Origin of the sequence: Butyrivibrio sp. NC2007 (genome assembly GCF_000421405.1) — a bacterium.
Classification (GTDB): domain Bacteria; phylum Bacillota; class Clostridia; order Lachnospirales; family Lachnospiraceae; genus Butyrivibrio.
This window is the reverse complement of sequence record NZ_ATWY01000001.1, coordinates 282,621-307,993: the sequence shown is the minus strand read 5'-3', so window position 1 is coordinate 307,993 and position 25,373 is coordinate 282,621. Positions and strand designations below refer to the sequence as shown.

Genomic DNA, 25,373 nt, shown 5'->3' with positions numbered 1-25,373 from the left:
ATGATTATTAAAAAGTATGTTGGAAAAACTGAAAGCGAGGCGACGGAAGAAGCTAAGAGAGAACTGGGACCGAACATCGTTGTCATGACGGTTAAGCCGGTTAAGAAAACAGGTTTCTTTTCACTTTTTCAGCCTCAGAAAATCGAGGTGACTGTGGGACTTGAGGAGGAGACGGAGAGACCACAGAGAACTTTTTCACCTCAAAAGGAGCAAAGACCGGTTGCCAGAAAAGTGGCTGCAGCAGAAGACCCTGCACAGAGGGATACAATTCTTGCCTCTTCAAATATGACAGCTGCCAAGACTCCCGATATAAGGGATGAGAACAGCGCCATTGAGGAGAAACTCGATAACTTAAGTAACCTTCTTGAAAAGAACTTCCTCAAATCCGAAAGGACAGAGGCGGAGTCAAAGACTGCCGACAAGGAGAAGGACGAGGCTCCGGTAAAGAGCACTAAAAACGAAGACATTTCGGATGAGACAATGTCTTTTATCAAGCTCCTGTATAACACGCTTATTGAGAATGAAGTTGATGAGATATATGTAAATCAGCTCACTGACGAAGTTGAGAAGCTTTCTAAGCCAGGCATGCCTTTTGACTATGCACTCTCTAATGTTTATCAGAAGATGGTGCTTAAGTTTGGTAAGTCAGAACCGATAAAGATGGATCATGACGGACCTATGGCTGAGATATTTATAGGACCGACCGGAGTAGGCAAGACCACAACAATTGCCAAGCTCGCTTCAGATCTTTGCGTAACGCAGCACAAGAAGGTGGCTCTTCTTACGGTTGATACCTATAGGATTGCAGCTGCTGAACAGCTAAGAACATATGCATCAATCCTCGAGATTCCATTCAGGGTAATCTACTCAGTTGAGGAGATGAAGCAGGCAGCTGAAGACTTCAGAGACTATGACTATCTGATGGTTGATACAGCCGGTCATTCGCTTCATAATGATGAGCTCAAGCAGAGTGTTGAGAGCTTTATCAGAGTTCTGGAAGAAGAGATGGATTGTGAGAACTATCTCGTTCTTTCAGCAACCACTAAGTACCGCGATCTCATTGAGATTGCCGATGTTTACTCAGAGATGGTTGCATATAAGCTGATCTTTACCAAGATGGATGAAACCGGGGCAAAGGGGAATCTCTACAATATCAGAATGCATACCGGATCACCTATTGCTTATATCACTAACGGTCAGAACGTACCGGATGACATCGCTGTTTTTGATGCTCAGAGAATCGTTAAAAATCTATTGGGTGGAAAGAGTTAATTTGTTGGGTGTTAGTATATGGATCAGGCGCAACAGTTAAGAAATATAATAAAGAATCAGAGTAAGCCTCAAAGGCCCCTGGCCAGGATCATTACCGTCACCAGCGGAAAAGGAGGAGTCGGCAAGAGTAACGTTGCCATCAACCTCGCCGTTCAGTTTCGGAAGATGGGAAAAAGAGTAATAATCCTTGATGCCGACTTTGGGCTTGCCAATATTGAGATCATGTTTGGTACAATTCCAAAACATAATCTCAGCGACCTTATTTATCAGGGGAAAAACATAAAAGATATCATTACCTGGGGACCTGAGGGGGTAGGCTTTATCTCCGGAGGTTCAGGTATTTCCGGAATGTACAACTTAAGCCGTGATTATCTTGTGTACATCATTGTTAATCTGGCACAGCTTGATGCTATTGCGGATATCATCATAATCGACACCGGAGCCGGAATTTCCAGCGCAGTTATGGAGTTTTTGGTTGCAAGCGGAGAGATCATTCTGGTTACGACACCGGAGCCGACATCTATTACCGATTCCTATTCTTTGTTAAAGGCGCTCAATCAGTCGCCGAGATTTTCAAGAGAGAATACCAAGGTGAAGGTTGTATCCAACAGGGTGTCATCAGATGATGAGGGTCAGCAGCTCTTTAACAAGCTAAATGCAGTTGTTGCAAGATATTTGAAGCTTCCGCTGACATATCTCGGGGCTATTCCTCAGGATCAGATGCTTGCAAGGAGCGTAATGCAGCAGTCACCTGTTTCTTTGCAGTACCCAAATGCCAAATCCGTTAAGGCTTTTGAAAATATCGCAGGAATGCTTATGAATCCGGGTGAGACCATGGAAGTTAAGCAGAGGGGTATGGCTGCATTCTTTTCCCATATCATCACAGGCAGAAAGCTTTCAAGCACACAGATCCCTGCATCTGCTTCGGCAAATGCACCTGTTTCACCAAATTAACAATTACCGTGTTATAATATTATTATCAAAATAATGGAGATAAATGAATGCTCACTGACTACATTTCACCGGGCAACAGGGTGGAGCTAAAGGCCACAGGCAAGTTATGGATGGACGATGATTCTCGTACCAAACACATCTACATGAGTAAGATAATGGACGTAACATCAGACGACAGAATTGAAGTGCTGATGCCCTTTGAGAGGGGGAAGATAGTTCTTTTACCGGTAGATGGAGAATACAGCCTGTGCTTTTATTCAACCAAGGGCCTGTTTCAATGCTTTGCCAAGATCGTTGACAGATACAGAAGCGACAACATGTACATTCTTGTACTGGATCTGACCAGCGAGCTTTCTAAACTTCAGAGAAGAGAATACTACAGATTCAGCTGTGCTCTGGAGCTTAAGTCAAGGCTCTGTTCCAAGGAGGAACAGGAGGCTTTTGAGATGAACAGAAAATACCTCGTTGATCCGGGAGATAACCTTCAAAAGAGCGTTGTTGTAGACATTAGCGGAGGCGGACTTAGATTTGTATCGAATTTCCGATATGAGGAGGGAAGCACAATATACTGTGCATATTCACTTCCGGGAAATCTGAACAAAGAGTATGAAATGATCTGCAATGTCCTTAAGGTCCAGGAGCTTGAAGCCAGACCGGGACTGTTTGAACACCGTATCCAGTACATTTACATTGACGAGACTTCCAGAGAAGATATCATACATTTTATCTTTGAGGAAGAACGAAAAATCAGAAAGAAGCAGACTTAATTATGAAAAAAATTCTACTTATTGATGACTCTGCACTCATGAGAACCGTACTCAGTGATATTATTAATGCAGATTCAAGATTCCAGGTGGTTGACAAGGCTAAGGACGGTTTAGAAGGCCTTGAACTTCTGAAAAAGAATACTTATGACGCTGTAGTTCTTGACATCAATATGCCTCGTATGGACGGTATTACGATGCTGAAGGAACTTCAGAAGAATAAGATCAAAGCCAGGATAATGATGGCCAGCACCGATACCAAAGAAGGTGCAAAGGTTACCATGGACTGTCTTGATCTGGGTGCTCTGGATTTCGTACATAAGCCTGACAGGGCTTCTGAGTGTAGAGGAGAAGAATTCGGTAAGCATTTCATCAACACTCTTGCAGCCGTGGCAAACAGTAGACTTCCGGTAGCAACAAAGGCATTCTCCTTTGAAGAAGCTAAGGAATCCAGAAAGGTTGTAGAGCTTGTAACAAAATCTGCCAGCAAGATTACCGGCAACAGAATTGTTGCAATAGCAAGTTCAACCGGAGGACCAAGAGCACTTCAGGCTGTAATACCCAAACTGCCCAAGAATCTCAAAACACCTGTTGTACTGGTTCAGCATATGCCGGAAGGCTTTACAGCTTCTCTTGCAGAGAGACTTGATTCACTCTCAGAGATTAAGGTAAAAGAAGCTGCCGAAGGCGATCAGCTCCAGAGCGGAACAGTTTATATCTCCCGCGGCGGAAAGCATATGCATGTGGTAAAGAGTGGTGGTAAGAGCACTATCCATTATGTGGATGGACCTACCAGAGAGGGTGTAAGGCCCTGCGCAAACTTTATGTACGAGTCCCTGATGGATTCAGATTACGACGAGATCTGCTGTGTTGTAATGACCGGAATGGGAGCTGATGGTACAGAAGGAATCAAGAATCTAAAGACAAAGAAAAAAGTACATGTGATCGGACAGGATGAAAGCACCTGTACCGTTTACGGAATGCCCAAAGCTGTAGCAACGGCTGGGCTTGTGGATCAGGTTGTTAAACTTGATAACATTGCCCAGGAAATAATAATGCATGTCGGTGTGAATTGAGGGGTTTCATTACTTTTTAATAATTCTTTAATCTAAAATTCTTAAATTCCTCCATTCAGAAAGCCGATATAATGTTCAAAAGTATGCGATAATAAGTATACACGTTGAACTAAATCTTTCTCATGGAGGTAAATAGGTTATGGATGTTTCCCAGTATCTAAGTGTCTTTCTCGATGAAGCAAAGGAGCACCTTCAGTCTCTTAATGACAACATCATGGTTCTCGAGCAGGATCCTGAGAATGAAGATTGTATCAATGAGATCTTCAGATCGGCGCATTCTATGAAAGGTATGGCAGGAACTATGGGCTATACCAGAATGCAGAATCTTACTCACGACATGGAGGATGTCTTCTCAGACGTTCGTGGCGGCAAGATCAAGATCAAATCTGCTGATATTGATGTTTTGTTGCAGTGCCTTGATGCTATTCAGGAGTACGTAGACAATATCACAGAAAATCAGGACGAGGGTACTGAGGAGCACCAGAATATAATTAAAGCTCTGGCAGATATACGTAATGGCACAAGCGGTGGCGGAGCAGATGCAGCGCCTGCAGCAGATGCTGCACCTGCAGCTGAAGCAGCACCGTCTGGTGGTGATGCGCCTGCGGCCGGAGCTGACGGTTCTTCGGATTACAGAGCAATTAAGCTCGATCCGTCTGTTAAATCTACATTGGAAGAAGCTGTATCACAGGGTAAGAAGATTTACGGTGTTACAGTTCATATTCAGGAATCCTGTATTTTGAAGGCAGCCAGAGGCTTCCTTGTTTTCAAGGGCCTTGAAGAAATCGGTGAGATTGCCGTTTCTGATCCTTCAACACAGGATATCGAAGATGAGAAGTTTGATTTCAGCTTCAGTTTAATAGTTATCACAGATGAATCAAAAGAAAAGGTTGAGGAAATAGTAAAGGCTGTTTCTGAGGTTGAAGGCTGTGAGTGCGGAGAATTCGATCTCAATGGCGCTAAGAGTGCCGAAGATAAGGAAGAAGCACCTGCACCTGCTCCTGCAGCAGAGGCTCCAAAGCCCGCAGCAGAGCCTGCTAAACAGACTCCTGCAGCTGCACCTGCAGCCGGCGGAGCAGGCGGAAAGAAGCCTGTCGGAAAGCCTGTTGTTAACAGAACAGTCCGTGTTGATATTGAAAAACTTGATGTTCTGATGAATCTTGTCAGTGAGCTTATCATTGCTAAGAACTCTCTTATTTCAGCAGCTAATACATCAGGTGTTAGTAACGGAAACGTCAACGAGCAGATTGAGTACCTTGAGAGTGTAACCACAAACCTTCATGAGTCAGTCATGAAAGTTCGAATGGTTCCTATCGAGAGCGTACTTCAGAAATTCCCTCGTATGATCCGTGACCTTAATAAGACTCTTAACAAGAAGATGGAACTCACCATGACAGGTGAAGATACAGAAATGGATCGTACCGTTGTCGATGAGATTGGTGATCCTCTTATGCACCTTATCAGAAACAGTGCTGACCATGGTATTGAGTCAGCTGAGCTTCGTGCACAGCGTGGAAAACCTGAAGTAGGACAGATATTCCTCCATGCTTTCCAGGATGGTAACAGCGTTGTTATCGAGGTTGGTGATGATGGTAACGGTATCGATGCTGAGGCTGTTAAGAATAAAGCTATTGAGAAGGGTGTTGTAACTCCTGAACAGGCAGCTCTTTTAACAGAAAAACAGTGTGTAGAACTTCTTTTCCATCCGGGATTTTCAACTGCCAAGCAGGTATCTGAAATTTCAGGTAGAGGCGTAGGACTTGACGTTGTTAAGTCAAAGGTTGAATCACTTTCCGGTGAAGTAACCGTTAGAACAAAGCTTGGCGAAGGTTCTACCTGGGTTATCAGACTTCCTCTTACACTTGCTATTATTCAGGCTCTGATGGTAATCATCGGCGAAGAGAAGTATGCTATTCCTCTTGACTCAATTCAGAGTATTGAGGATGTATCTCCTTCAGATTTAAAGCTCGTTGAGAATAAGGAAGTTATCAATCTTCGTGGAAGCGTAACTCCTATCATAAGACTTAATGAGGTTCTTGATACAGAGTCCACCAAGTCTCCCGATGAAGACATGGTAGTTGTTATTACAAGAAAGGGAGATCAGTCCTACGGACTTGTAATCGATGAACTCATGGGCCAGCAGGAAATCGTTATTAAGCCTCTTGGCAAGTATACATCTAAGTGTAAACTCATAAGCGGTGCTACTATCCTTGGTGATGGTGAGATAGCACTTATCCTTGATACTAACTCTGTAATTTAAGAGTTTGGCCGCGTGTTACTTCTATGTAAAAAGAAAGGAAGAATATCGATATGAATGAACTTAGAGATAAAGCCGAAGCTGGCGAGCTTATTCAGTACATTATTATAAAAATTGATGACGAGCAATACGGAATCAACATCAAATACATTGACAATATCGTTAGGATGCAGCAGATAACCAGGGTTCCCAAGGTTGATGACTATCTTAAGGGTGTTATCAATATTCGAGGCGAGATTGTTCCCGTTATGAGTGTAAGAAAGAAAATGGGACTTGCCGAGGATGAGATTACAGGAAAGACAAGGATCATTATCCTTAAGACCGGAGAAGGCGATCTTGTTGGTATCATAGTTGACCAGGTTAATCAGGTTCTCACACTTGATTCAAACAATGTAGAGAAGGTTCGCTATGATGACAAGAAGGGAAAGACAGAGGCATCATTTGTAAACGGAGTTGGACACTACGATGGTGGTCTTGTATCCATTCTTGATCTTGATGCAGTTGTTTCTGAGAAGGATGCAAAAGAGAAAGCACAAAACGCCGGCTGATCGGAGGATAAAATATGGGTGAGATGAGTCTTGACAATCTTTCCAGTCAATACTTTGACATTTTGAAGGAACTGGGAAATATTGGTGCCGGAAATGCAACCACAGCACTTGCGCAGATGATCGGCACAAAGGTAGATATGGCTGTACCACAGGTAAGACTCCTTGATTTTAAGGATGTCGGTGATATGATGGGCGGCGCAGAGCAGATCATGGCAGGTATTTATCTTGCTGTAGAAGGAGATATCGACGGAAGTATCATGTTCCTTCTCAACAAAGTGGCAGCAAGGCACCTGGTAGATAAGCTGATGGGGACAGGACCAAAGTCTGAGGATGAAGAGTTTGACGAGGTTGAGATGTCAGCTCTGAAGGAAGTAGGAAATATCATAACAGGTTCCTATCTGAATTCACTTTCTATGATGACTAACTTAAAGATGGTTCCGTCGATTCCTTACGTTGCCATTGATATGGCTGCAGCGATTCTTAGTGTACCTGCTATCCAGTTTGGTATGATGGGAGACAAGATCCTGCTGATTGAAACACAGTTCTTTGATGAAATGAAGCTTAGTGGATATTTTATTCTCCTTCCCGATATGGATGGATACAGTAAGATTCTTTCTTCACTTGGTATGGGAGATGTGCAGCTTTAAACGAAAGGGCGACATATGAGTCAAATAATTAAGGTTGGTATGGCCGATCTGAATATTTGTGTCAGCCCTGACGGAATAACAACTTTGGGACTTGGATCCTGCGTAGGAATTGCTGTAAGGGATCCGGTCACCAAGATTGGTGGCTTGGCACACATAATGTTACCGGACTCAACTGAGATCAAGAACAATTCGAATATACCGAAATTTGCTGACACGGGAATTGAGGAGCTGATAAAACAGATTGTGGCAAAGGGAGCCAGCAGGCAAAGGCTTGTTGCCAAGATTGCCGGAGGCGCCCAGATGTTTGCATTCCAGAGCAGTAACCAGACGATGCGCGTCGGAGATCGAAACGTTCAGGCTACGCTCAAAAAGCTCAAGGATATGAATATTCCCGTACTTGCTCAGGACACCGGTGATTCCTATGGTAGAACGGTCATTTTTTATCCGGAAAATGGAAACTTTGTAATTAGGGCAGTTGGAAAGCCTGAGAAAATTATATGAATACCGATATTGATCAAATTAAAAAAGTCAATACAAAGGTTGTCACACCGCTGATAGTGCTTAGCTGTACTGCGATCATTGCGATCTTTACGTACTTTAAGCACTATCCGGCAGGAGATTTTTTCATTATCGTATTTGCTTCGGTAGTGATCTTTCTTGTCATTGGCCTCATCATTGAGAAGATGCTCAACAGATTTCTTGAGATCAACTATGAGAAGGCCCTGGCAGAGAGACTCGAAGCAGAACGCCTTGAGGAAGAGGCAAGAGCCGCAATGGAGGCGGAAGGTGGCGAAGAAATCGGAACCGGAGAAGGTCAGGAATTGCCACCACAATTTTAAAAATTGGGGATAAAGTTGCATGGATGAGGCAGGCAGAAATAAATTATGGACAGAATATCACAAGACAAAATCAGCTGATATACGTGAGCAGCTGATTTTGGAGTATGCACCTTTAGTAAAACTGGTCGCCGGAAGACTTAGCATGTACCTTGGCTTTAACGTGGAATATGACGATCTTGTTGGTTATGGCATCTTTGGTCTTATCGATGCCATCGACAAATTTGATCTCATGAAGGACGTTAAGTTTGAAACTTATGCAAGCCTTCGTATCAGGGGAGCAATCCTTGACCAGATCAGAAAGATGGATTGGATTCCACGTACAATAAGACAGAGGCAAAAGAAAATCGAGGCCGCCATTCGAGAAATTGAAAGGGATGGAGGTCATGTTGCCACGGATGCAGAGATTGCTGCCAAGATGGAGATCAGTGAGGATGAGTATCAGAACTGGCAGAATCAGATGAAGGTTACAGGTGTTGTATCCCTCAATGAATTTATGGAGCAGGGATCGGATATACCTGAAGATTCCAACAACAGAAGCTCTTCATTTGTAAAACCAGAAGAGGCTATGGAAAAAGAAGAGCTAAAGAAAATGCTGGCTGAGTCACTGGAAAAGCTCACCGATAAAGAAAAGAAAGTCATTCTTCTTTACTACTACGAAGAACTTACACTTAAAGAGATTGCAGAAGTGCTTGAAGTCTCAGAATCCAGAGTGTCACAGCTCCATACAAGAGCACTCCAGAAGATGAGAGAAAAGCTTGGAGATTATCTTGGAATTGTAACAGGTTCCAGATAATGTGAGGTAGAATATGAATGGGTATTTTCAACTGGTTATAACACCAAAAGGAACCGGAATCAGGGTCTATGCACCGACCGATGGGGGTCAGCCCTTAAATGTCAATGACGTAAGGGATTATCTGGATGATAGAAAAATTCAATATGATGTAGTTGTTATTAACGATGCTGTGACAAAGGCGGATGAGAATGTTGTTATCTTTACAGATGCCCAGCTTCTTCCTGAGCGAGAAGGCTGTAAATTCGACATTTCAAAGGATCGTATGACTGTCACGGCATTTTTTTACCCTCCCAGCGAAGGAGCGGAGCTCATGACAGAGAAAGAAGTCATGAATTCCCTTGCTTACAGGAAGGTGACTTATGGCATACAGACTGATAACATTCACGATTTCTTTGAGCACAGAAAATACTGTACTGAGATTGTTGTGGCACAGGGTAAGCCGGTAAAAGAAGGCCATGATGCCAAAATAGAACTTCATTTTAATGCAAATCTGAGGGCAAAGCCCACACTAAAGGAAGACGGCAGTGTGGACTATTTCCATTTGAATCTCATAAACAATGTTCAGGCAGGACAGCTCCTTGCTACGTTGCACCCGGAAGAGCTCGGTGAACCAGGCATAAATGTTCATGGTGAGAATATTAAACCTCACGCTGTAAAGAGCGCTTTTATTAAATATGGAAAAAACACTGTTCTTTCCGAAGATAAACTGACACTGACTGCCGAAAAGTCCGGCCATGTTACTTTAAAAGACGGAAAGATCACAGTATCCGACGTCCTTGTTCTTGAAAATGTAGATGTTGCCACAGGTAATATAGATTTTGAAGGCAGCGTTGAAGTAAAGGGCGTTGTTGCGAGCAACTTCAGCGTAAAAGCAGGTGGAAATATCGTTGTAAGAGGTATTGTTGAAGGAGCTAACCTGGATGCAGGCGCCGATGTTATCCTTGAATGCGGAGTAAAAGCAGGTGGAAATATAAAGGCCGGCGGAAATGTAGTTACAAAATTTATAGAAAATGCTAATATATCAGCAAGAGGTGGAATAACCAGCGAGTGCATTCTCCATTCAACAGTATCTTCCGGAACAGAGATAAACGTAACCGGAAGAAGAGGCTTTATTGCCGGAGGTAAAGTATCCGCATCCGACAGGATAAAAGCCAAGATCCTTGGATCTGAGATGGGAGCCAATACAGTTATTGAGGTAGGCGCCGATCCACAGGTTAAGATAAGACTGAAAGATCTGCAAAAGAGCATCGCAGCGGCCAATAAGAACCTGGAAGGCATCAGACCTACTATTGAGGGCTTTACCAAGATGTTAAAGGCCGGAGCGAAGTTCACGCCGGATCAGGTTGCTAATGCCAAGAAGCTTATTGAACTCAATAAGACTCTTAGCGCTCAGGTCGAACAGGATTCAACTGAATATGCAGAACTTATGGAAAGACTTGCAGAGGCCAAGGAAGCTGATGTAATTGTTGAGGGGACAGCTTATCCGGGCACAACAGTAAGTATAGGCGAGCTATCCATGATAGTTAAAAAACCTGTTCAATACAGCAGGTTTGTAATAAAAGAAGGGGATGTGAGACTAGCACCGATCTAAGAGGAGAGAGGAGGTGTATGACCCATGTCAATCAATCACATCGATTTTGGGGTGATGGCGACATCGACAGATGTCACATCAATAAGGGCTGCCGAGGAGGCAAGACCCGTAGCGGACCAGCAGAATTTTCAGGCTCAGTTCAGAGAAGAGGTTCAGAACAAGGAACACTCCGTCAATGCCAAAAATGACATTGACCAGGGCAGAATGAACGCTGATGCGCAGGACAAAGGTTCAAACGAATACATGGGAGACGGTGGAAAAAACAGGAGAGGGAAAAACGGGGATAACCCACCTGAAAGACAGCTCACCGTTGAACAGATGGAGAAGATGGCAGGCAATATTCTTGACAGAAACGGAAAGCCTGTTGATTTTCGTATCTCATCCGGTTTTGATTTGAAGATTTGAGCTATCTATATTATAATAAATAGACGTATTTTTACGTACGTTTAATTTTTGTGGGGTAATTGGGCGGAGAAATGATAAGTATTACGGAAATTGTTCTCATCGTCGCGGGATTTGCCGCGATCATATTGGGATACCTTCTTCCTGCAGGAAAAGAGCTTGACGAAGAAGACAAGATGCTCATGGAACGTGAAATTCGTGAGCTTGTTAGACGTGAGGTTGAGGATCAGAAGGAAACCATCGAAGATATGGTGGATGACACCGTCGAGAATTCTCTGGACAGAACAGAAAGAGCCATGGAACGCATCTCCAATGAAAAGCTTTCGGCAATTGGCGAGTATTCTGATACTGTTATCAATGATATCCACAAAAATCATGACGAAGTAATGTTCATGTATGACATGCTCAATGACAAACACAAGAATCTTACCAATGTTGTCACTGAGGTAACAAAAAAGGCCGATGAAGCCAAGCAAGTTGTAAGAGATGCAGAAGCTACTGCCAGAGAAGCCCAGGAGGCAACAAGTTCTCTGAAGGCGCAGACTCCTGATAATGTAAGAGCGATTCTTTTAGATGAAACTGAGGATACATTAAGCGGGATCAAGATTCCCGTTAAGCCAAAGCAAATAACACCTGAGAAGGCAGAGCCTGTTAAGCCGGCTATGAGTCAGATAGAGCCTGAACCGGAACCTTTGCCGGTTGAGAGCGGATATGTAGATGAAAAGAATTTACAGGAACTTGATATTCTGGAAGAGATTCCTGCGGAAGTTCTTACTTCAGAGCAGATTTCAAATCTCCATGTGATAGGCGGAAAAGAAAAGGAAGAGACTTCATCCAAGGTTGTTCAGATAACCGAGGCTGTCAGAGTTGAAGGAAGATCCAAGAACCCTGATAAGAATATGAAGGAACTCACAGCCAACGATCCTGTTTCGCAGAATAAGCAGATCATAGAAATGCACAAGGCCGGCAAGTCTAATATGGTCATTGCAAGAGAGCTTGGCCTTGGTATAGGGGAAGTTAAGCTTGTAATCGATCTTTCAAACAAGCATAGAAAAGTCAGATAAGAGGATGTGCAGTACATGAAACTTAAGTATTATCTTCGCGGTATGGGAATCGGAATAATTCTCACTGCGATAGTTATGGGCTTTGCCCTTGGGGGAAGAAAGGCGACCATGAGCGATGCTGAGGTCATAAAAAGAGCTAAGGCTCTTGGAATGATCGAAAGCTCGGCAGAGGTTCTGACCCAGACACAAAGTGAAGACAGTGAGGTAGGAAGCGATGATGCATCTTCATCCAATCAGGCATTGGATCAAATCGGAGAAAAAATACCTGAAGAAGTCAACACGGAAATCGCTCTATCAGATCCACCTGTTTCAGAAGTGGCTGAAGAGACGAAAGAAACAGAAAATCAGATCGCAGAAAGTAGCAGCAGCTCTGATGCATCTGCCGATAATAAACAGGAAGAAGAAACAAGCACAGCTGCAACAAGCGGATCAGAAGAAGTAAGTTCAGCTGCAGAAACCTCAGTTAGTGAGGCGGCGTCAACAGAGTCAACATCTGCAGAAACCACAAAGCCTTCAGAAGATACAGCAGCAAGCAATTCAGGAACCAAACAGATCACAATCCCCGGAGGAATGGGAAGTGATGGCGTGGCTGCTCTTCTTGCAAGAGAAGGAATCGTAGATGATGCAGTAGCTTTTAATAAATATCTTGTAGAAAACAGGATTGATAGAATTATTAGATCAGGAACCAAGTCTTTTCCTGAAAATGCAACTTATGAACAGATAGCCAAGATAATAACCACAGGTTAAAAAAGAAGTGGAATTTCCGCTTCTTTTTTTGTTGATTTATTGCTTCTCTTATGATAATATTAGAGAGCTGTGGACTCATATAGGCTATTTATGCCCATTTGAAGGTACATAGCAGTAACAATTAAACACGCATATCCTTCTTCCAGGCCGGTGTCAGTAGTGCTGATCAGCCCGGAGCTCACCACATAGGATAACGCCCCTTGTGGACTTGCGAGTAAGGGATTTGCGGAAGATTAAACCAAACGGAGGTATTAAAATGAGCGTTGTATCAATGAAACAGTTACTTGAGGCAGGTGTACATTTCGGACACCAGACAAGAAGATGGAACCCTAAAATGGCTCCTTACATCTTCACAGAGAGAAACGGAATCCACATCATCGACCTTCAGAAGTCAGTTGTTAAGGTTGACGAGGCTTACAAGGCAGTATTCGAGATTGCACAGCAGGGTGGAACAATTCTTTTCGTTGGAACCAAGAAGCAGGCTCAGGATGCAGTTAAGACAGAGGCTGAGCGTTGCGGAATGTACTATGTAAATGAGAGATGGCTCGGTGGAATGCTTACAAACTTCAAGACAATTCAGTCAAGAATTGCTCGTATGAAGGCTATCGAGAAGATGCAGGAAGACGGAACATTCGATGTTCTTCCTAAGAAGGAAGTTGCTCAGCTTAAGAAGGAGCTTTCTAAGCTTCAGGCAAACCTTGGCGGAATCAGAGATATGAAGAGAATTCCTGATGCTATCTTTGTTGTAGATCCTAAGAAGGAGAGAATCTGCATTCAGGAGGCTGAGTCTCTTGGAATCACACTTATCGGTATCGGTGATACAAACTGTGATCCTGAAGAGCTTGACTTCATCATCCCTGGTAACGATGATGCTATCAGAGCAGTAAAGCTTATCGTTGGTAAGATGGCAGACGCTGTTATCGAGGCTAATCAGGGTGCAGAGTCTGATGCAGCTGCTAACTATGACGCTGAGGGCGCAGAGGAAGCTGCAGAAGAGACAGTAGAGGCTTAATCATCGAATAAAATAAACCTTACGGAGGATAGATAAATGGCTATTACAGCAGCAATGGTTAAAGAGTTACGTGAGTCTACAGGCGCCGGAATGATGGAGTGCAAAAAGGCTCTTACAGAGACTAACGGAGATATGGATGCAGCCGTTGAGTACCTTAGAAAGAACGGTATCATGAAGGCAGAGAAGAAGGCCAGCAGAATCGCAGCTGAAGGTCTTACAAGAATCGCCACAAAGGATGACAAGACAGCAGCAGTTGTTGAGGTTAACTCAGAGACTGACTTCGTTGCACAGAACGATAAGTTCCAGGCATTTGTTGAGGCAGTAGCACAGCAGGCTGTTAATTCAGATTCCAAGGATCTTGATTCATTCATGGCTGAGAAGTGGAACCTTGACGAGTCCAAGACTGTTAACGATGCTCTTGTCGAGATCACAGCAGTTATTTCTGAGAAGCTCAGCATCAGAAGATTTGAGAAGGTTGTCGCAGAGAACGGTATCGTAGTTCCTTACGTGCACGGCGGCGGAAGAATTTCTGTTCTTGTTGAGGCAGATACTGATGTTGTTAACGATGACATCAAGGATGCTGTTAAGAACGTAGCTATGCAGGTTGCAGCTCTTAATCCTAAGTTCATTTCTTCTGAGGATATTTCAGAGGAGTACAGAAACCACGAGAAGGAGATCCTTCTTGCTCAGGCTATGAAGGAGAACGAGGAGCTTCCTGAGAACAAGAGAAAGCCTCAGGAAATCATCGAGAAGATGCTTGTTGGACGTCTTAACAAGGAGTTCAAGGAGATCTGCCTCAATGAGCAGGTTTACGTTAAGGCTGAGGATGGCAAGCAGACTGTTGCTCAGTACCTTGCACAGGTTGGCAAGAACAACAGTGCAAACCTCAAGATCAAGAAGATCGTTCGTTTCGAGACCGGTGAGGGTATAGAGAAGAAGAACGAGAACTTCGCTGAGGAAGTTGCTAAGCAGGCAGGAACTCTTAACTAATTCTTTTAAGAAAAGCATTTCAGGGGCTTTGGTTAATCCAAAGCTCCTTTTTGTTATCCAAATATTATTTTGTGCACTTTGAATGTGGAATTTTAAGGGCAAATGTCATATACTAGTCATAGTGCGTTTTGGGGATGAAATACGCACATATTGTATGAAGAAGGTTGGGTGATTTCATTTTGGATGCAGCAGTAACAATCAAGGGAACAAAGTCAGGCATCATTCTGGTTTTGAATCCGTCTTTATCTTTCGAGGATCTTTGCCTTTCCATTAAGGATAAGTTTAAGGAGGCATCATCATTTCTCGGCAGGAACAATATGGGACTTCATATCAGAGGAAGGCAGCTCTCTGATGGAGAGACTGATAGAGTTGTTGAAATCATTCAGGCAAATTCAGACCTTACAATTACCTGTATCATTGACGATGAATCAGTATTTGAAACAGGCTTTAAGCGTGCTATGGGTGTTTTGGAACCGGAGCAGGAACCTGTTTCTATCGACGTGCCACTTGATGACACATTTGATGACAGCGCATTGATCTACAGGGGCAATCTGCGCTCCGGGCAGGATATTTCCAGTGAAAAAAGCATTGTAGTAATGGGCGATGTTAAGCCAGGTGCTAATGTTACTTCTTATGGAAGCATCTATATTCTTGGAGAATTAAGAGGCAATGCCTTCGCAGGTGCAGGAGGTGACAGGGATGCTATCATCATGGCACTGGACCTTCGTCCAATCCAGGTAAGGATTGCAGATGCCATAGCCATTTCTCCGGATGCTGAAAAAGGAGCAAAGCTTAAGGTAAAGAAAAAGAAGTTCTTATCCAGTACCGAAGGAGACCCGGAAGTGGCCTACATCGAGAACGGTCATATAGTTAAGACAGGCTACGGTGCATCATTTTTAAGAGAGTTTTATAAGATTTAAAAGAAGTTCAGGAGGAAAACATGGGAGAAGTAATAGTTATTACATCAGGAAAAGGCGGTGTTGGTAAGACAACAACTACTGCCAATCTTGGAACAGGTCTTGCCAAGCTTAACAAGAAGGTTGTTCTTGTTGATACTGATATAGGACTGCGTAACCTTGATGTCGTTATGGGACTTGAGAACAGAATTGTCTACACTTTGGTTGATGTTGTAGAGGAGAACTGCAAGTTGAAGCAGGCTCTTATAAGAGATAAGAAGTACGAGAACCTCTTCCTCTTACCTGCAGCTCAGACAAGGGATAAGACCAGCGTAACACCCGAGCAGATGAAAAAGCTCACAGATGAATTAAAAGCAGAGTTTGATTACATCATTCTTGACTGCCCGGCAGGAATTGAGCAGGGATTTAAGAATGCTATTGCAGGAGCTGACAGAGCACTTGTTGTTACTACACCTGAGGTGTCAGCGGTAAGAGATGCAGACAGGATCATAGGTCTTTTAGAGGCCAATGAAATCAAGAATCCTCAGCTGGTTGTAAACAGACTTCGTCCTGATATGATAAAGAGAGGCGACATGATGTCTGCGGATGATGTTGTGGATATTCTTGCAGTAGAGCTTATCGGTCAGGTTCCGGATGATGAGAATATTGTAGTAGCCACCAATAACGGTGAGCCTTTGGTTGGTGACAATTCACTGGCAGGTCAGGCATACATGAATATCTGCAGAAGAGTTACGGGTGAGGCAGTTCCTTTCCTTGATCTCGAAGCGAGAAAGGGGCTTTTTTCCTGGTTTAAGAAAAAGTGATAGGAGGCTGAGCAATGAAGATTACAGACATATTTAAAAAGAAATCATCAAGCGATGTTGCTAAAGACAGATTAAAGCTTGTTCTTGTATCTGACAGAGCCAGCTGCTCTCCTGAGATAATGCAGAAAATAAGAAGCGACATCATAGAAGTGCTTTCTAAGTACGCTGAGATTGATATGGATGGAATTGACATCAATTTCACCCAGATGGACACTGAGGATAACAGCGGTAAGACAGTTCCCGCTCTTTACGCCAATATTCCTATTAAGAACATTAATCATAGTGCAAAATAAACCAAATTATGGACAGTAACAGTAGAGGCCTTTCAGCTGCAAGAGTTAATGAACTTTTGCAGCAGGGAAAAGGCAACACACAAATTGAAAATATCGGAAAGACCAATAGGGAAATAATCAGAGAGAATATATTTACATATTTCAACCTGATATTCTTTATTATGGCCATTTTGCTGGTAATTTCCGGGGCATGGAATTCGCTTACCTTTCTTCCGGTTATTATCTGTAATGCCCTTATAGGTATTTTCCAGGGAATTAAGGCCAAGAACATTTTAGACAGGCTAAAGGTCCTTCACCAGACCACGGTGACAGCCATTAGAGACGGTGAAGAGAAGATTGTGCATGTAGACAAGCTTGTTCTTGGTGATGTGATAGTTCTTTCTGCCGGAAGCCAGATCTGCGCAGATGCAATAGTTATTGACGGTGAGATTTCCGTTAATGAGGCGCTTCTTACAGGTGAAGCCGATGAAATCAACAAGAAATCCGGAGATGAGCTCATGTCCGGAAGCTTTGTTGTTTCAGGTAAGTGCCTTGCAGAGCTGACAAGAGTCGGACAGGACTCTTACATTTCAAAGCTTATGCTTAAGGCCAAGAAGATGCCTTCTTCAGAGCAGTCCGAGATGGTAAAATCCATCAACAAGATTGTTGCTTTTGCAGGACTTATCATTATTCCTGTTGGCATACTTCTTTTTGTTCAGAGCTTTTTTATTCAGGGCAATTCCTTTGCTGAAAGCGTTCCATCAATGGTTGCAGCTCTTATCGGAATGATTCCTGAAGGACTCTATCTGCTCCTTAGCATTACGCTTGGACTTAGTACCATACGACTTGCCAAGCAAAAGGTTATGCTTCATGACATGAGAAGTATTGAGACTCTGGCGAGAGTAGACACGATCTGTGTAGACAAGACCGGTACCATAACCGACAACAGTATGCTTGTAGCCGATGCTGTTTTATCTGACGGTTCAAAGGAACCTGAGGCTTTAGATTACTATGTTAATCTGATAGCTGACTATATCGGATGCGTTCCGGATGACAACATAACCATGCATGCTCTTGAGGATTATTTCCCCATAAGAAACAGCAGAACATGTTTATCATTCCATCCTTTCTCATCAAAATTCAAATACAGCGGAGTTCAGTTCAAGGACGGAACCTATCTGATGGGAGCACCGGAGTTTGTGCTTCAGGATGAATATGAGAATTACAAAGACCTTATAAACAGCTATGCATCGGTAGGACTTAGAGTTTTATGTTTTGCGAGCTATTTCGGCGGAGCTGACGGAACAGCTGTCATTGATGAAAACAGTGATGATCTGTCAGTTGAGCTTCCAGACGGAGTACTTAAAGGGGCTAAGACAGTGCCTCTGGTATTCATTCTGCTGCAGAATCCTATAAGAGAAAATGCACCTGCAACATTTACTTACTTTAAGAAACAAGGCGTAAATGTCAAAGTTATATCCGGTGATAACCCCATGACTGTATCAAATGTGGCGGCCAATGCCGGCATTGAGAACAGTGATAAATATGTGGATGCCAGCACCCTTGACGATGGTGACATCCCAGCAGCTGTGAGGGAATACACTGTATTTGGACGTGTATCTCCTGAGCAGAAACAGAAGATTGTAAAGGCTCTTAAAAGAGATGGCCATACCGTTGCCATGACCGGTGATGGTGTAAACGATATCCTTGCCATGAAGGATGCAGATTGCAGCGTTGCCATGGCAGCCGGCTCTGATGCAGCTGTTCAGGCAGCTCAGGTTGTTCTCATGGATGATGACTTTGCGAACATGCCCAAGATAGTGGCAGAGGGACGAAGGAATATAAATAACATAGAGAGAACAGCAACACTGTTTTTGGTGAAGAATATCTTTTCACTGTTGCTTGCTGTATTCTCCATAATAAATGTTGTTACATATCCGCTCCAGCCATCACAGATCACCATGGTGAGCTTGTTTAACATAGGAATACCCGGTTTCTTCCTGGCTATGGAGCCCAACAATAAGAGAATAGAAGGTCACTTCCTTATTAAGGTTCTCTTAAAAGCTATGCCTGCAGCACTTACAGACTTTTTGGCGATAGCAGCACTGGTGGTATTTGGAAATACTTTTGGCGTGGATCAGGTGGATGTTTCGGTTGCTTCGACATTTCTTTTAGCAATAGTCGGATTTATTATCCTGGCAAACATCTGTTATCCTCTTAATAAGTACAGACTTCGTGTTATCGGAGGCTGTATCCTTGGCATGATACTTGCAGCAATCATCTTTAATGATCTGTTCTCTATCAGCCATGTATCAATGAAATGTGCTATGCTGTTTGTTTTGTTTGCAATTGCAACAGAGCCTTTCATGCGCTATCTTACTATGTTCTTTACCTTTGTCGAGGAGAAGGTTCAAAGTAATTTAGCATTTACAAAAGATAAAAGAGCATAATTCAAATTTTGTGGTATAATTTAATAGTATAAAATTTGATTTGATGGAGATTATTATGTGTATTAACGAAGAAAAATATGAATCACTCAAACTTGGAAAGCAGCTTTGTTTCCCGCTTTATGCTTGTTCAAAGGAGATCATCAGGAAATATAAGCCTTACCTTGATGATATTGACCTTACCTATACTCAGTACATCACAATGATGGTTCTCTGGGAGAAGGGCACTGTCAATGTTAAGACTTTAGGTGAGTGTCTCTATCTTGATTCCGGTACACTTACTCCTGTTCTTAAAAAACTTGAATCAAAGGGATATATCACAAGAGAGAGATCATCAGAGGATGAGAGAAATCTTGTTGTTTCAATCACAGAAGAGGGCATGGCTTTAAGAGAAAAGGCACTCTCTATTCCTGATGCAATGGGTTCATGTGTACAGCTCACAGCAGAAGAGGCTGGAGTACTCTACAAGCTTTTATACAAGATTATAGGAAATGTTAGATAATCTTTATTGATTTTTTTAGTCAACAGAAATATAATGTTATTCGGTCAGTTGTGCGTTTATTGGGGATTTGATTTTTTTTACAAAGGAAAGTCAAAAAATTAACATAAACGCACATTATTTATGGAGGTTTATATGACAGGTCACTCTCAGGATCATCATGATCACCATCATCATGAGCATCATCATGACCCTGAACATATGAAAGCTATCGTCAACAGGCTTTCAAAGGCAATAGGACACCTTGAGTCAGTTAAGACCATGGTGGAGAATGACAGAGATTGTACTGAAGTACTCATACAGCTGGCTGCCGTCAGATCCGCGATCAATAACTGCGGAAAAGAGATACTGAAGGAACATATGAGTCATTGCATTGTTCACGCAGTTCAGGACGGGGATGAACAGGCTATCGTTGAATTAAACGAGGCTGTCGACAAATTTATGAAAAACTCCTAAGCCTTGGCTTGGAGAATCGTATGTGAAAGGGGCGAAAATCCTTGACTATTCCAATTATTGACGTAGTAAACTTTCTAATTCTTTTCCCATTTATCATGGCAATAATAGTAGGACTTCTTAAGCAGACAAGCCGTCTTAGAAGTGCTGTTATTATGATTGGTGGGTTTACTATCATGGCAGCTGCTATTTATGTGGCAATTACCGTTATCACATCAGGAGATACATCTCAGTTTATGTATCTTGAGAACACCCACTTACCTGATAAGTTTGTGATCGCAGGAGAAGTATTCCTTATGTGCCTTGTATGCTTCCTCAGCATCAAGTACAAGAAATATTATGCGATCCTGTTCTCACTGGCAGGAACTATCCCGGTTCTTTGGATGGACCTGACAGGAAGAGTTGTAGAAGGTAATACTCATATCAGAATCGATACCTTTGCAGCTGTAATGTACCTTATTGTAGGTATCGTAGGTATCCTTATCTGTATTTACGCATCAGGATATATGAAGGACTATCATCATCATCACACAGATGTTCAGGATAGATCCAATTATTTCCTTGCTCTTATGTTTGTATTCCTTGGAGCAATGTTTGGACTTATCTCATCAGACAGCCTTAGCTGGATTTATTTCTTCTGGGAGATCACATCAGTTTGCTCATTCCTTATGATCGGATACACAAGAACACAGGAAGCAGTAGACAATTCATTCAGAGCACTTTGGATGAATCTTCTCGGTGGATGCGGATTCGCAGCAGGACTTATGATCTGCAACATGGGATTTGGCATTTCTAACTTAAGCCAGGTTACAGATATGGGTATGAAGGAGGCTGCTCTTATTGTACCCGCTACACTGTTTGCGTTTGCTGCACTTACAAAGAGCGCACAGTTCCCATTCTCAAGATGGCTCCTTGGCGCCATGGTTGCACCTACACCTTCAAGTGCACTTCTTCACTCGGCTACAATGGTTAAGATCGGTGTATATATGCTGATCAGACTTTCACCTCTTATGAAGGGAACACTGACAGGTGTAATGATCACTGTCATCGGTGGATTTACATTCTTTGCTGCATCACTTCTTGCTATTACAGTAAGTGACGGTAAGAAGGTACTTGCTTATTCAACAATTTCAAACCTTGGTCTTATTACTGCATGCGCAGGTACAGGAACTCAGGAAGGTGTTTGGGCAGCTGTTATGCTGGTTCTTTTCCATGCTGTTTCCAAGTCACTTCTGTTCCAGACAGTCGGCGATATCGAGAACTGCATGCACAGCCGTGACATCGAGGATATGCACGGTCTTATCATCAAGCTTCCAAGACTTGCTTTCATCATGATCATCGGTATCTGCGGAATGTTCATGGCTCCTTTCGGAATGCTGGTATCAAAGTGGGCAGCGCTTAAGTCCTTCGTTGATTCAGGATCTGTATGGCTGGTTCTTTTCCTTGTATTTGGTTCAGGAAGCACACTTTTCTACTGGGCTAAATGGCTTGGAAAAATCTGTACAGTAATCCATCAGTCCTTTGAGCTTGAAGATATTACACCAAGAAGTGAGCTGGTTTCAATTTTCCCTCTTACTTCACTTATCATCATCATGTGCTTTGCATTCCCATGGATGTCAGGCCACATGATCCAGCCAATCCTTGATGAGGCATATCATGCTAACATCCCTGATGTTATCGGCGGAAGTGATGTCATCATCATGATGATCATGGTTGCTATGGTATTCATGATTCCTATTGGATCAAGATTCCTTTCTATTGGTAAGAACTCCAAGATGACAATGTCTTATGTAGCCGGTGTTAACGCGGGCGACGACAGACATTACATAGACTCCTTCGGTAAGGAGAGAGCCCTTTACATGTCTAACTGGTACATGGAAGATTACTTCGGAGAGAAGAAACTTCTCTGGCCTTGTATCTGGGTAGCAGCTGTCCTGGTGGCAGTAATGCTGATCATCGTTGTTGGAGGTGCTATCTGATGGAAATTAACTTTATTATAAAAGCCGTATTATACTTAATACTTGCTCCTCTTATCGGAGGACTTCTGTCAGGTACTGACAGACTCTTTGCTGCACGTATGCAGGGAAGACAGGGCCCACCTATTATTCAGCCCTTCTATGATGTAAACAAGCTCCTTCACAAACAGACCACCGTTGTTAACAGTATCCAGGTTCTGTTTGTGACAGGATATCTTATCATGACCGTATTTACAGGTTGTCTTTTCTTTGCAGGCGGAGATATGCTCCTTGTATTCTTTGCGCTATCAATGTCAGAGGTACTTATGGTCATGGCTGCCTTTTCAACCAACGGTCCTTACAGTATCATGGGTGCACAGCGTGAGCTTCTGCAGATGATGTGCTATGAGCCTATGACCCTGCTTGTTGCAATCGGATTCTACTATGCACAGGGAAGCTTCATGGTAAACGACCTTGTCAAGGCAAGTTCACCTGCTATTATTCAGATTCCCGGCTTCTTTATCGGCTTCGTATTTATCCTGATAATCAAGCTTCGTAAATCACCTTTCGATCTGAGTACATCACACCACATGCATCAGGAGATGGTAAAGGGACTTACAACAGACCTTTCCGGATCAAACCTTGCTCTTGTTGAGATTGCTGAGTGGTATGACACAGTCCTGATGATGGGTATTGTTGGAATGTTCTTTATTACGCAGAGCCCTATCAGCAGAATCTGGGCAATAATTGCCTGCATTGTTGTATTCTTCCTTGAGACACTTATTGATAACGTGTTCCCTCGAGTTAAATACATCACAATGCTTAAAGTAACATGGGCAGTTATCCTTGTATTTGCAGGAACTAATCTGCTGATCCTCAACGTACTGAAATAAGAATAGAAGGGAAGTAAATCAATGAACATTGCAAAATCACCATGGGTGTTACATTATGACGGTTCCAGCTGTAACGGCTGTGATATAGAAGTTCTTGCTACCATGACACCTCTCTATGATGTTGAGAGATTTGGTATCATCAATACAGGAAACCCCAAGCATGCAGATGTGCTGCTTCTTACAGGAGGTATCAATGCACAGACAGCTCCTGTTGTGAGACAGCTCTACAACATGATGCCTGATCCAAAGGTTGTTGTAGCTTGCGGAATCTGCGCATGTGATGGCGGTATTTTCAAGGAGTGCTACAACATTCTGGGCGGAGCAGATAAGGTTGTTCCCGTAGACGTATATGTTCCCGGATGTGCAGTAAGACCCGAGGCTCTTATTGAGGGCGTTGTTAAGGCAGTAGGCATCCTTGAGGAGAAGAGAGCTAAACTTAAGGCCTCCATGAAGCAGGGCTACTGTACAGTAGACTATTCAAAGATGGCTATTCATATGACTGCGGATGACTACGATCCAAGTACACAGTATGACGCAGTACTTACTGAGGAAGCGCTTAGACAGCAGGCTGAAGAGAAGATCAAGGCAACTGCTAAGCCTGCTCCCAAGCCGGTAGCTCCTGCAGCACCTGCGCAGGCAGCACCAAAGGCAGCTGCACCAGCACCTACACCTGCACCAGCTCCTGCAGCGGCAGATAATTCTGAGAAAGGAGAAAACAAACAGTGAATACAGAATTTATAACTGTTAATCCAGAAAGCATCATTGATGAATCTCAGAAGCTTAAATTTGCCGGATACCATCTTATTCAGCAGTGCGCAACAAGAGTTCCCGATGCATACGAGCTCATTTATACCTTTGGAAAAGACCTTGAGATGAAAAACCTCAAGATGGTTCTTCCCGAGGATCAGGAGATCTCAAGTATCACAAGTATTTATCCCTGCGCATTCATTTATGAAAATGAGATGCATGATCTCTTCGGAGTTCAGATCAAGATGATCAACATTGACTTTGAAGGAAAGCTCTATCGCACAGCGATCGAGACACCATTTAAATAATTGGAGGAACCAAAATGTCTACTAGAAGTGTAATTCCATTTGGACCCCAGCATCCGGTTCTTCCGGAACCCATACATCTTGACCTTGTTATGGAGGATGAGAAGGTCGTTGAAGCAATCCCTTCAATCGGATTCATCCACAGAGGTCTTGAGAAGCTGGTTGATAAAAAAGATTTTAATGAGATGGTCTATGTTGCTGAGCGTATCTGTGGTATCTGCTCACTGGGCCATGGCCTTGGATACAGTGAGGCTGTTGAGCACATCATGGATATCGATGTGCCTTCAAGAGCTAAGTACCTTCGTACAATCTGGTCTGAGCTTTCAAGAATTCATTCACATCTTCTCTGGCTCGGTCTTCTTGCCGATGCTTTCGGATTTGAGTCACTCTACATGGAGTGCTGGAGACTTAGAGAAGAAGCTCTTGATATGTTCGAGGCTTCTACCGGCGGCCGTGTAATCTTCTCAGTTATGAAGGTTGGTGGTATCAGAAGAGATGTATCAGATGAGATGCTCAAGGACTTCTATCAGAGAATAAACAAGATGGAAGAGGACCTTAAGGTTATTTCTAAGCCATTCCTTAATGATATGGCTGTACAGACAAGGCTTCGCGGCGTTGGTATTCTTACTGCTGAGCAGGCTGATGCTCTTGGATGTGCAGGACCTTTCCTTAGAGCCAGCGGTATTTCAAGAGATATCAGAACAACAGGCTATTGCGCTTACGGCGATGTTGATTTTGAGCCTATCGTTTCAACCGAAGGCGATTCCTATGCTCGTACAGAGTGCCGTATAAAAGAGATATTCCAGGCATTCGATATTATCCGTCAGCTCATCGATCACATGCCTTCAGGCGATATCGATGTTCCTGTTAAGGGAATGCCAAACGGCGAGTATGTAATGAGAATTGAGCAGCCTCGTGGAGAAGCTATCTACTACGTTAAGGCTAATGGCACTAAGTTCATAGACAGAATGAGAGTCCGCACACCCACTTTTGCAAATCTTTCAGGACTCGTTGAGACACTTAAGGGATGCGACCTTGCTGATGTGCCTATTCTGGTTCTTACAATTGATCCATGTATCAGCTGTACAGAGAGATAATCATTTGTTAAAAGAGATGTTTTTCACTT

The 25,373-nt window shown here is 43.1% G+C and carries 27 protein-coding genes; all 27 read left to right on the top strand.

Going from position 1 to position 25,373, the window contains the following annotated elements:
- The 27 genes from flhF (at nt 1) to G632_RS0101200 (ending at nt 25,344) form a co-directional block, all read left to right on the top strand.
- Nucleotides 1-1,272: a flagellar biosynthesis protein FlhF gene (gene flhF / locus G632_RS0101330; RefSeq protein WP_022767233.1), complete on the top strand. Its 1,272-nt coding sequence runs from the start codon at nt 1-3 to the stop codon at nt 1,270-1,272.
- A gap of 18 nt (nt 1,273-1,290) precedes the next feature.
- Nucleotides 1,291-2,226 carry a MinD/ParA family protein gene (locus G632_RS0101325; RefSeq protein WP_022767232.1) on the top strand — a complete coding sequence of 312 codons (936 nt, stop codon included), beginning with the start codon at nt 1,291-1,293 and terminating at the stop codon, nt 2,224-2,226.
- 47 nt (nt 2,227-2,273) lie between these two features.
- The gene (locus tag G632_RS0101320; protein ID WP_022767231.1) at nt 2,274-2,993 is read left to right on the top strand and encodes a flagellar brake protein; all 720 of its coding nucleotides are present in this window, start codon (nt 2,274-2,276) and stop codon (nt 2,991-2,993) included.
- A 2-nt stretch (nt 2,994-2,995) separates the two neighbouring features.
- Nucleotides 2,996-4,066, top strand: coding sequence for a protein-glutamate methylesterase/protein-glutamine glutaminase (locus G632_RS0101315; protein WP_022767230.1), 1,071 nt, complete (start codon nt 2,996-2,998; stop codon nt 4,064-4,066).
- Between the two features lie 139 nt (nt 4,067-4,205).
- Nucleotides 4,206-6,326 (top strand): chemotaxis protein CheA, encoded by a 2,121-nt coding sequence (locus tag G632_RS0101310; protein WP_022767229.1) that lies wholly within the window; start codon nt 4,206-4,208, stop codon nt 6,324-6,326.
- Between the two features lie 50 nt (nt 6,327-6,376).
- Entirely contained in the window at nt 6,377-6,871 is a 495-nt protein-coding gene (locus tag G632_RS0101305) for a chemotaxis protein CheW (protein WP_022767228.1), read from the top strand.
- Between the two features lie 14 nt (nt 6,872-6,885).
- On the top strand, nt 6,886-7,518 hold the full coding sequence (locus tag G632_RS0101300) for a chemotaxis protein CheC (protein WP_022767227.1): 633 nt from the start codon (nt 6,886-6,888) through the stop codon (nt 7,516-7,518).
- Nucleotides 7,519-7,533: 15 nt separating this feature from the next.
- On the top strand, nt 7,534-8,019 hold the full coding sequence (locus G632_RS0101295) for a chemotaxis protein CheD (RefSeq protein ID WP_022767226.1): 486 nt from the start codon (nt 7,534-7,536) through the stop codon (nt 8,017-8,019).
- On the top strand, nt 8,016-8,357 hold the full coding sequence (locus G632_RS0101290) for a hypothetical protein (protein ID WP_022767225.1): 342 nt from the start codon (nt 8,016-8,018) through the stop codon (nt 8,355-8,357). Before G632_RS0101295 ends, G632_RS0101290 begins: the two co-directional genes overlap by 4 nt.
- Nucleotides 8,358-8,376: 19 nt before the next feature.
- Nucleotides 8,377-9,150 (top strand): FliA/WhiG family RNA polymerase sigma factor, encoded by a 774-nt coding sequence (locus G632_RS0101285; protein ID WP_022767224.1) that lies wholly within the window; start codon nt 8,377-8,379, stop codon nt 9,148-9,150.
- Nucleotides 9,151-9,163: 13 nt separating this feature from the next.
- Nucleotides 9,164-10,741: a DUF342 domain-containing protein gene (locus G632_RS18465; protein ID WP_022767223.1), complete on the top strand. Its 1,578-nt coding sequence runs from the start codon at nt 9,164-9,166 to the stop codon at nt 10,739-10,741.
- A 24-nt stretch (nt 10,742-10,765) separates the two neighbouring features.
- Complete coding sequence (locus G632_RS0101275) at nt 10,766-11,146, top strand: hypothetical protein (RefSeq protein ID WP_022767222.1); 381 nt, start codon at nt 10,766-10,768, stop codon at nt 11,144-11,146.
- Nucleotides 11,147-11,217: 71 nt separating this feature from the next.
- On the top strand, nt 11,218-12,207 hold the full coding sequence (locus tag G632_RS0101270; RefSeq protein ID WP_022767221.1) for a DUF6115 domain-containing protein: 990 nt from the start codon (nt 11,218-11,220) through the stop codon (nt 12,205-12,207).
- Nucleotides 12,208-12,222: 15 nt separating this feature from the next.
- Nucleotides 12,223-12,954, top strand: a complete 732-nt coding sequence (locus tag G632_RS20810; RefSeq protein ID WP_022767220.1) for a hypothetical protein — start codon at nt 12,223-12,225, stop codon at nt 12,952-12,954.
- 256 nt (nt 12,955-13,210) lie between these two features.
- Nucleotides 13,211-13,966 (top strand): 30S ribosomal protein S2, encoded by a 756-nt coding sequence (rpsB, locus tag G632_RS0101260; RefSeq protein ID WP_022767219.1) that lies wholly within the window; start codon nt 13,211-13,213, stop codon nt 13,964-13,966.
- 36 nt (nt 13,967-14,002) lie between these two features.
- Nucleotides 14,003-14,956, top strand: a complete 954-nt coding sequence (gene tsf, locus G632_RS0101255) for a translation elongation factor Ts (protein ID WP_022767218.1) — start codon at nt 14,003-14,005, stop codon at nt 14,954-14,956.
- Nucleotides 14,957-15,135: 179 nt separating this feature from the next.
- Nucleotides 15,136-15,876 (top strand): septum site-determining protein MinC, encoded by a 741-nt coding sequence (locus tag G632_RS0101250; RefSeq protein ID WP_155828826.1) that lies wholly within the window; start codon nt 15,136-15,138, stop codon nt 15,874-15,876.
- A 20-nt stretch (nt 15,877-15,896) separates the two neighbouring features.
- Complete coding sequence (minD, locus tag G632_RS0101245) at nt 15,897-16,676, top strand: septum site-determining protein MinD (RefSeq protein ID WP_022767216.1); 780 nt, start codon at nt 15,897-15,899, stop codon at nt 16,674-16,676.
- A 14-nt stretch (nt 16,677-16,690) separates the two neighbouring features.
- Nucleotides 16,691-16,969: a cell division topological specificity factor MinE gene (gene minE, locus G632_RS0101240; RefSeq protein WP_022767215.1), complete on the top strand. Its 279-nt coding sequence runs from the start codon at nt 16,691-16,693 to the stop codon at nt 16,967-16,969.
- A gap of 8 nt (nt 16,970-16,977) precedes the next feature.
- Nucleotides 16,978-19,398 carry an HAD-IC family P-type ATPase gene (locus tag G632_RS18455; RefSeq protein WP_022767214.1) on the top strand — a complete coding sequence of 807 codons (2,421 nt, stop codon included), beginning with the start codon at nt 16,978-16,980 and terminating at the stop codon, nt 19,396-19,398.
- A gap of 55 nt (nt 19,399-19,453) precedes the next feature.
- Nucleotides 19,454-19,897 (top strand): MarR family winged helix-turn-helix transcriptional regulator, encoded by a 444-nt coding sequence (locus G632_RS0101230; protein WP_022767213.1) that lies wholly within the window; start codon nt 19,454-19,456, stop codon nt 19,895-19,897.
- 132 nt (nt 19,898-20,029) lie between these two features.
- Nucleotides 20,030-20,350 (top strand): metal-sensing transcriptional repressor, encoded by a 321-nt coding sequence (locus tag G632_RS0101225; protein ID WP_022767212.1) that lies wholly within the window; start codon nt 20,030-20,032, stop codon nt 20,348-20,350.
- Nucleotides 20,351-20,391: 41 nt separating this feature from the next.
- Nucleotides 20,392-22,326, top strand: coding sequence for an NADH-quinone oxidoreductase subunit 5 family protein (locus tag G632_RS0101220; RefSeq protein WP_022767211.1), 1,935 nt, complete (start codon nt 20,392-20,394; stop codon nt 22,324-22,326).
- Nucleotides 22,326-23,195, top strand: coding sequence for a respiratory chain complex I subunit 1 family protein (locus tag G632_RS0101215; protein ID WP_022767210.1), 870 nt, complete (start codon nt 22,326-22,328; stop codon nt 23,193-23,195). Before G632_RS0101220 ends, G632_RS0101215 begins: the two co-directional genes overlap by 1 nt.
- A 21-nt stretch (nt 23,196-23,216) precedes the next feature.
- Nucleotides 23,217-23,921, top strand: coding sequence for an NADH-quinone oxidoreductase subunit B family protein (locus G632_RS22485; RefSeq protein ID WP_022767209.1), 705 nt, complete (start codon nt 23,217-23,219; stop codon nt 23,919-23,921).
- Nucleotides 23,918-24,250 carry an NADH-quinone oxidoreductase subunit C gene (locus tag G632_RS0101205; protein WP_022767208.1) on the top strand — a complete coding sequence of 111 codons (333 nt, stop codon included), beginning with the start codon at nt 23,918-23,920 and terminating at the stop codon, nt 24,248-24,250. The genes G632_RS22485 and G632_RS0101205 overlap by 4 nt, the downstream gene beginning before the upstream one ends.
- Before the next feature lie 14 nt (nt 24,251-24,264).
- Nucleotides 24,265-25,344 (top strand): hydrogenase large subunit, encoded by a 1,080-nt coding sequence (locus G632_RS0101200; RefSeq protein WP_022767207.1) that lies wholly within the window; start codon nt 24,265-24,267, stop codon nt 25,342-25,344.
- Nucleotides 25,345-25,373: the final 29 nt, after the last annotated feature.